The organism is Streptococcus sp. HMSC36C04, assembly GCF_001839535.1.
GTDB classification, from domain to species: Bacteria; Bacillota; Bacilli; order Lactobacillales; family Streptococcaceae; genus Streptococcus; species Streptococcus hominis.
Genome location: NZ_KV841579.1, coordinates 1 through 6,673, shown reverse-complemented (window position 1 = coordinate 6,673; position 6,673 = coordinate 1). Strand labels below are relative to the sequence as shown.

General features: G+C 37.6%; 8 protein-coding genes and 1 pseudogene. 5 read left to right on the top strand and 4 right to left on the bottom strand.

Annotated elements, in window-relative coordinates; translation table 11 throughout:
• Window positions 1-92: 92 nt before the first annotated feature.
• Together HMPREF3249_RS01685 and HMPREF3249_RS01680 are read right to left on the bottom strand one after the other, a co-directional pair.
• Window positions 93-740 (bottom strand): PAQR family membrane homeostasis protein TrhA, encoded by a 648-nt coding sequence (locus HMPREF3249_RS01685; RefSeq protein ID WP_049533155.1) that lies wholly within the window; start codon window positions 738-740, stop codon window positions 93-95.
• The gene (locus HMPREF3249_RS01680; RefSeq protein ID WP_049533154.1) at window positions 724-1,182 is read right to left on the bottom strand and encodes a DUF1836 domain-containing protein; all 459 of its coding nucleotides are present in this window, start codon (window positions 1,180-1,182) and stop codon (window positions 724-726) included. The genes HMPREF3249_RS01685 and HMPREF3249_RS01680 overlap by 17 nt, the downstream gene beginning before the upstream one ends.
• A 113-nt stretch (window positions 1,183-1,295) precedes the next feature.
• Here HMPREF3249_RS01680 and yaaA point away from each other — a divergent pair, with 113 nt between their 5' ends.
• A complete protein-coding gene (gene yaaA, locus HMPREF3249_RS01675; RefSeq protein WP_003042208.1) occupies window positions 1,296-2,021 on the top strand; it encodes a peroxide stress protein YaaA in 726 nt (241 codons plus the stop codon).
• A 47-nt stretch (window positions 2,022-2,068) separates the two neighbouring features.
• On the opposite strand, the gene HMPREF3249_RS01670 is transcribed toward yaaA, so the two are convergent.
• Together HMPREF3249_RS01670 and HMPREF3249_RS01665 are read right to left on the bottom strand one after the other, a co-directional pair.
• The gene (locus HMPREF3249_RS01670) at window positions 2,069-2,620 is read right to left on the bottom strand and encodes an NADPH-dependent FMN reductase (RefSeq protein WP_003041996.1); all 552 of its coding nucleotides are present in this window, start codon (window positions 2,618-2,620) and stop codon (window positions 2,069-2,071) included.
• 66 nt (window positions 2,621-2,686) lie between these two features.
• Window positions 2,687-3,133, bottom strand: a complete 447-nt coding sequence (locus HMPREF3249_RS01665) for a MarR family winged helix-turn-helix transcriptional regulator (protein WP_003029623.1) — start codon at window positions 3,131-3,133, stop codon at window positions 2,687-2,689.
• An 84-nt stretch (window positions 3,134-3,217) separates the two neighbouring features.
• Here HMPREF3249_RS01665 and HMPREF3249_RS01660 point away from each other — a divergent pair, with 84 nt between their 5' ends.
• The 4 genes and pseudogenes from HMPREF3249_RS01660 (at window position 3,218) to asnS (ending at window position 6,606) form a co-directional block, all read left to right on the top strand.
• Window positions 3,218-3,706, top strand: coding sequence for a cell wall elongation regulator TseB-like domain-containing protein (locus HMPREF3249_RS01660; RefSeq protein WP_049533153.1), 489 nt, complete (start codon window positions 3,218-3,220; stop codon window positions 3,704-3,706).
• Window positions 3,703-4,881, top strand: a complete 1,179-nt coding sequence (locus tag HMPREF3249_RS01655) for a pyridoxal phosphate-dependent aminotransferase (RefSeq protein WP_049533152.1) — start codon at window positions 3,703-3,705, stop codon at window positions 4,879-4,881. The genes HMPREF3249_RS01660 and HMPREF3249_RS01655 overlap by 4 nt, the downstream gene beginning before the upstream one ends.
• Before the next feature lie 3 nt (window positions 4,882-4,884).
• A pseudogene (locus HMPREF3249_RS01650) lies at window positions 4,885-5,240 on the top strand (VOC family protein).
• A 43-nt stretch (window positions 5,241-5,283) separates the two neighbouring features.
• Window positions 5,284-6,606 (top strand): asparagine--tRNA ligase, encoded by a 1,323-nt coding sequence (gene asnS, locus HMPREF3249_RS01645; RefSeq protein ID WP_070867447.1) that lies wholly within the window; start codon window positions 5,284-5,286, stop codon window positions 6,604-6,606.
• Window positions 6,607-6,673: the final 67 nt, after the last annotated feature.

Genomic DNA, 6,673 nt, shown 5'->3' with positions numbered 1-6,673 from the left:
TTTTTTGTTGCACTATATTTTACAATTTATCATAAAAAAACAATCATTCTGCTAAGAAGAGCGACTTAGAGAATGATTGTTTTTAAAATGTTTTACATAAAATAGACAATAGCAAGATATTGAAGTGCAGAAGCAGTTAGGATAAAGAGGTGCCAAATCATGTGGAAATATGGTTTTTTCTTAGCATAAAATCCTGCACCAACAGTATAACAGAGTCCTCCAGCTAACATCAATCCCCAGAAAATAGGTCCCGTTTGACCAATGATTTGCGGAATGATCAGAATCACTAACCAGCCCATAATAAGATAAAGTGCCAAGCTAAATTTTTCATTAACTTTTTTAGCAAATATTTTATACAAAATACCAAAAATGGTCGTTCCCCATTGAATTGTGATAATAAGATAACCCAACCAATTGTTCATAAGAGATAGTACGACTGGCGTATAACTTCCCGCAATAGCAATGTAAATCATTGAATGATCGATGATCCGTAGAATATACTTATGCGTAGAACCATAGCTCATTGAATGGTAAATCGTTGAAGAAAGAAACATCAGAAATAAACTGATGACAAAAATTGAAACTCCGACAGCTGCAAGCATACCATGTTCTTCATAGCTGTAAATGGCTGAGATAGGAAGCAGTACTAACATAACCACAGCCCCAACAGCGTGAGTGACAGCATTGGCAATTTCTTCCCCGAAGCTGAGTTGTTTGCTGAGTTTAAGCGTTTGATTCATTTGTTTTACCTCTTTCTAAGGCTAGAGCTAATTTTTTTGTTTGATGAAATAATTTCACCGTTTGGCAAGCTGCTTCAATAGCAGGTGCGACTGTGTCAGCTTTTTCTTCTTGCATGCAATTAACAAATTCATTATAAAGAGTGGCCGAATCTTTTTCGTCTACCAGAAGTTGAATCGTCTTGATAATATCTGGTATTGGAAAGACAGGTTTTAACGTCGTCAATACAATCAGACGAGCAATCTGTACACGATTGTATTTTTTCTTAATTGGCTTTGGAATGTGGGCGTGTTTCACATAATTATTGACCATAGCAGCCGTTAAAGGCTTATCCGTGCTATGAAATGCTTGTTCGTTGACACCATTCACATAGAGGAGAACCTGATCAAGATAAAGATCTAACTCTGGTAGTTCTTCCCAAGTTGGGAATTTTGTGATTTCCAAAATATCCACCTCTTTCTTATCTAGTCTTAATAACTAGATTATATGATAACAATTGTCTAATGTCAAGAGAAAAATCATTTGTTCTGCAAAATAACTTTTGATACAATAAGATTATGAAAATTTTAATTCCAACTGCAAAGGAAATGAATCTTAGCCTTAAACCTCATGGCAAGTGTTTTCTTTCAGAGCAAACAAAAACAATTGTAGCTAGTCTGTCACAGTATTCTATTGAAGAATTAGCAGATTTCTATCATATTGGTCTGGAACGAGCAGAAGAGGAGTATGTTCATTTTCAACAATTAAAAAATGGGCAAGCCTTGACTTACCCAGCACTACATTTATTTGATGGTCTTATGTATCGAAACATCAAAAGAAGTGATTTAACGGAGAAAAAGTCGAGGTATGTAGACAAGCATTTGTTCATCACTTCTGGTCTATATGGTGTTATGCCAGCTATGGCGTTGATTTCACCTCATCGATTGGATTTTTCAGCGAAATGTACTATTTCTGGCAAAAGCCTAAAAAATTATTGGCGCAACGATTATGATGCAGCTATTTCAGGTGAGGAAATGATTTTGTCTCTGTTATCAAATGAGTTTGAGACGGTGTTTTCCAAATCTGTGCGTGATAAGATGCTTCGGTTTAAATTTTTAGAAGATAGAGAAGGAAGTTTGAAAGTTCACTCAACTATTTCTAAGAAGGCGCGAGGGCAATTTTTAACAGCTTTAATTGAAAGCCAAGTAAGAAGCAAAGAAGAAATCAAACAATTGCAATTTGCAGGCTTTGCTTTCCGAGAGGATTTGTCTACGATAAATACCTATGTCTTTGTTAAGGAGTAAAATAAAAATGGAATGATGTAAAAGTGTCATTCCATTTTTTGCTTATTTTAGTCAATAGCAGCTAATAATGCTTCAGCTTGAGCTGCGAGTTCAGCTTGTTTTTCTTCGGAAACTGTCAGTTGACCAGTTCCCCAGGCTTCTGGGTTTACAGCAACACCAGTAAATGGTTCAACAACTTTCATGCGAATAAATGGAAGAAGGCTGCGATAATGTTTGAAAACTTCATCTGGAGAAGTTCCATTGGCTACTGAGGAAACTGTTACAAGTTTTTCATTAAGAGCAGAAGGCCCTGATGGGTTTGAAAGGTCAAGTGCACGTGATAGCCAATCTAAGAGATTTTTAACAACTCCTGGAATTGCCCAGTTATAGGTTGGTGAGAAGAGCCAGATAGCATCAGCAGCGAGAATTTCTTCACGAGCTTTGGCAACAGCCGCAGGAGCTGGGCTTTCAATATCCTGGTTGAAAAATGGAACATCTTTGAAATCAAGATAAGAAACTTCAGCTTTGTCAGCAAGAATGTTTTCAGCCTGAGAAGCTAACTGATGGTTGAATGAGCCTTGGCGAAGAGACCCGACGATAAATAGTACTTTTTTAGACATATAAGTCACTCTCCTTTTCTTTTGTACCTTTTTATGTTACAACAAATATCACTAGTTAGCAAGAAATTAGCTCAAATTTTTAAATTTCTTTAAAATTCGAATCAAATCTTCTTTATCTTGCTCTGTTAAAATCCTTAATCCTTGCTGGATATTTTGAATATGCTCTGGAAGAACCGCTTCAATTTTACTACGTCCTTCTGGTGTCAATCCGACTAAAAAAGAACGTCGATCAGATGGGTCACAGGTACGAAAAATCCAACCGTCCCGTATCATATTTTTGATGACAACGGTCATATTTCCAGATGTCGCAAGCATTTTATCAATTAAGTCTTGAATGCGTAAGTTCCCTTTGCTATAAAGGGTTTCTAAGACTGAAAATTGAGTTGGAGTCAATTTGTGTTGCTTTGCCGCTTGATTTTCAAAAGGTCGAATCGTGCGAATAGCTTTATTTAAAACAATCATTGTTTTTAAATCAAGACGATTTTCTTGAAAAAGTTTTGTTAGTTTGTCCATAACTGTATTTTATCAATAAGTAGTAATAAAATCAAATTTTAGAAAAAGATAGAAAAAAATCCTTATTTATAGTATAATGGACGAGTGAAAAATAGAAGAAAAAATGATAGAAATTTCATTATTTGGCAATATATTATCGGAAGTATGATAGTTTTGGTCGTTCTCACTTTTTCTTTTCTTTACATTTTAAATCTATCTATGGATCCTTACCAATCAGCTAAGGTAACGGCTAGTAGAATTGCTCGTCAATATGCGGATTTGGATAAAGTGGATCGCTTTGCTATTTATAACGGTGAAAAAAGTTATTATAGTCTTTTGGGGAAAAATCGTAAAAAGACGCAGCTTGCTGTTCTAATAGAAGCAGATAGTGATAAAATCTATACTTATGAGTTGTCCAAAGGGATTAGTCAAGAAAAAGCAAAACAAATCGCTAAAGAGAGTGGTGCCAAACAAATTGATAAAGTGACATTTGGCTATGTAAAAGAGCAACCAATCTGGGAAGTCAAGTCTGGAACAATTTATTATAATGTTGGATTTGAAACAGGAACATTGCTCAGCAAGGAGGGGCTATGATATTATCAAATCGTGTTTTAGATATGGAAGAAAGTGTAACCTTAGCAGCAGCAGCGCGCGCAAAAGCTTTAAAAGCACAAGGTCGTGATATCCTTTCGCTGACTTTGGGAGAGCCAGATTTTCCAACTCCGAAGAATATTCAAGATGCTGCTATCTCTGCAATAAAAGACGGTAGAGCTAGCTTTTATACGGTTACCAGTGGTCTGCCTGAATTAAAGGAAGCAATTGTAGCATATTTTGCAAAATACTATGGTTATACGATTAAACCAAATCAAGTGACCGTTGCAACGGGTGCAAAGTTCTCCCTTTATACCTTTTTTATGAGTGTCATCAATCCAGGTGATGAAGCGATTATTCCGGCACCGTGCTGGGTTAGTTATGGCGACCAGATTAAGATGGCAGAAGGGGTACCAGTTTTTGTTCAAACGACAGAAGCAAATCATTTCAAAGTGACCGTTGAGCAATTAGAGGCTGCTCGAACAGAGAAAACGAAAGTTTTGGTGCTCAATTCTCCTTCTAATCCAACGGGAATGATTTATACTGCTGAAGAGTTATTAGCGATAGGTAATTGGGCTGTAGAGCATGATATTCTCATTTTGGCAGATGATATTTATGGCCGCTTGGTTTACAATGGAAATGAATTTACACCGATTTCAAGCTTATCTGAAGCTATTCGCAAGCAGACAATTGTTATCAATGGTGTATCTAAGTCGTATTCGATGACTGGTTGGAGGCTGGGTTATGCTGTTGGAGAACCAAAAATCATTGCAGCGATGAGTAAAGTGGCTGGACAAACGACTTCTAATCCAACCGCTGCTTCCCAATATGCGGCGATTGAAGCTCTAAAGGGTCCTCAAGATACTGTTGAAATCATGTGTCAGGCTTTTGAAGAACGTCTCAATACCATTTATCCTTTGCTTGCAGAAGTTCCTGGCTTTGAAGTGGTGAAACCGCAAGGAGCGTTTTACCTCTTTCCAAATGTAAAAAAAGCAATGGAAATGAAAGGCTATTCAGATGTGACAGAATTTACAACAGCTATTCTAGAAGAAGTAGGTGTCGCTCTTGTAACGGGTGCTGGCTTTGGTGCGCCAGAGAATGTTCGCCTGAGCTATGCGACGGATATGGATACCTTGAAAGAGGCCGTTCATCGTATCAAGGCGTTTATGGAGGGTTAAAAAATGATCGATCATTTTACCCTTAAGGTAAAGAATTTAGAAATTTCTAAAGCTTTCTATCAAGCCACTTTAACTCCTTTAAATTATCACCTTCAATTTGATACGGGGCAAGTCGTTAATTTCACAGAACCGCGAGATGTGGATCCAGGTGGTGATTTTTGGCTAAATGTTGGTCAACAAGAGTCGATGCATTTTGCCTTTAGTGCTCAAACTTGTCAAGAAGTAGATGCTTTCTATCAAGCAGCTTTGGCTGCTGGAGGAAAGGATAATGGTGCACCTGGCGAACGTAAAAATACTATGCGGCTTTTGTGATAGACCCAGACGGGAACAACATTGAGGCTGTTTATCATAAAAAATAAAATAGAAAAGAGAAAAAACGTGTTAACAAAATATACTTCAATTATGGATGTTAAAAATCATGTCGGAGAAGAAGTGACGATTGGTGCTTGGGTTGCCAATAAATCTGGAAAGGGAAAGATTGCCTTCTTGCAATTGCGTGACGGTACAGCTTTTTTTCAAGCTGTGGCTTTCAAGCCAAATTTCCTTGAAAAATTTGGTGAAGAAGAGGGTTTGAATAAATTTAATATCATCAAACACTTGAACCAAGAAACAGCTGTTTTGGTAAAAGGAATCGTCAAAGAAGATGAGCGCTCAAAATTTGGATATGAATTAGACGTGACGGATATTGAAATCGTTGGAGAGTCCAATGATTATCCTATCACACCAAAGGAACACGGAACAGACTTTTTGATGGATCACCGTCATTTATGGCTACGTTCACGCAAGCAAATGGCAATTATGCAGATTCGCAACGCAATTATCTATGCTTCCTATGAATTTTTTGACCGCAACGGCTTTATCAAATTTGACAGTCCGATTTTATCAGGAAATGCAGCGGAAGATTCCACAGAGCTTTTTGAAACAGATTATTTTGGAACCCCTGCCTTTCTAAGTCAATCTGGGCAACTTTACTTAGAAGCAGGTGCTATGGCACTTGGTCGTGTATTTGACTTTGGTCCTGTTTTCCGTGCCGAAAAATCTAAAACACGTCGTCATTTGACAGAATTCTGGATGATGGATGCAGAATATCCATTTGTTACTCATGATGAGTCGCTTGATCTTCAGGAGGCTTATGTGAAGGCTTTGATTCAAGGAGTTTTGGATCGTGCACCACATGCGCTTGAAGTGTTGGAACGTGATACTGATCTTCTTAAAAAATACGTAGCAGAACCCTTCAAACGTATTTCTTACGATGAAGTAATTGACCTCTTACAAGAATACGAAAATGATGAAGAAGCTGAGTATGAGCATATCGAACGAGATGATGATTTCGGGTCACCACACGAAACTTGGATTTCAAACTATTTTGGTGTGCCAACTTTCGTTGTGAACTACCCTGCTAGCTTTAAGGCTTTCTATATGAAACCTGTTCCTGGTAACGAAGAACGTGTGCTTTGTGCAGACCTTTTAGCACCAGAGGGCTATGGAGAAATCATTGGTGGTTCAGCTCGTGAAGAAAGCTATGAAAAATTATTAGCGAAGATTGAAGAAAATGGTCTGAACCCTGATGACTATGCTTTCTATCTAGATCTTCGTAAATATGGTTCAGTTCCTCATGCTGGATTTGGACTTGGTTTGGAACGTATGGTGACATTTGTTGCAGGAACGAAACACATCCGTGAAGCCATTCCATTCCCACGTATGCTCCACAGAATTGAGCCTTAGGAAATGTAAAAACGCCGATTGGCGTTTTTTTAAAAGATAAATTGCAAGAATAAGTGCAACATTTATT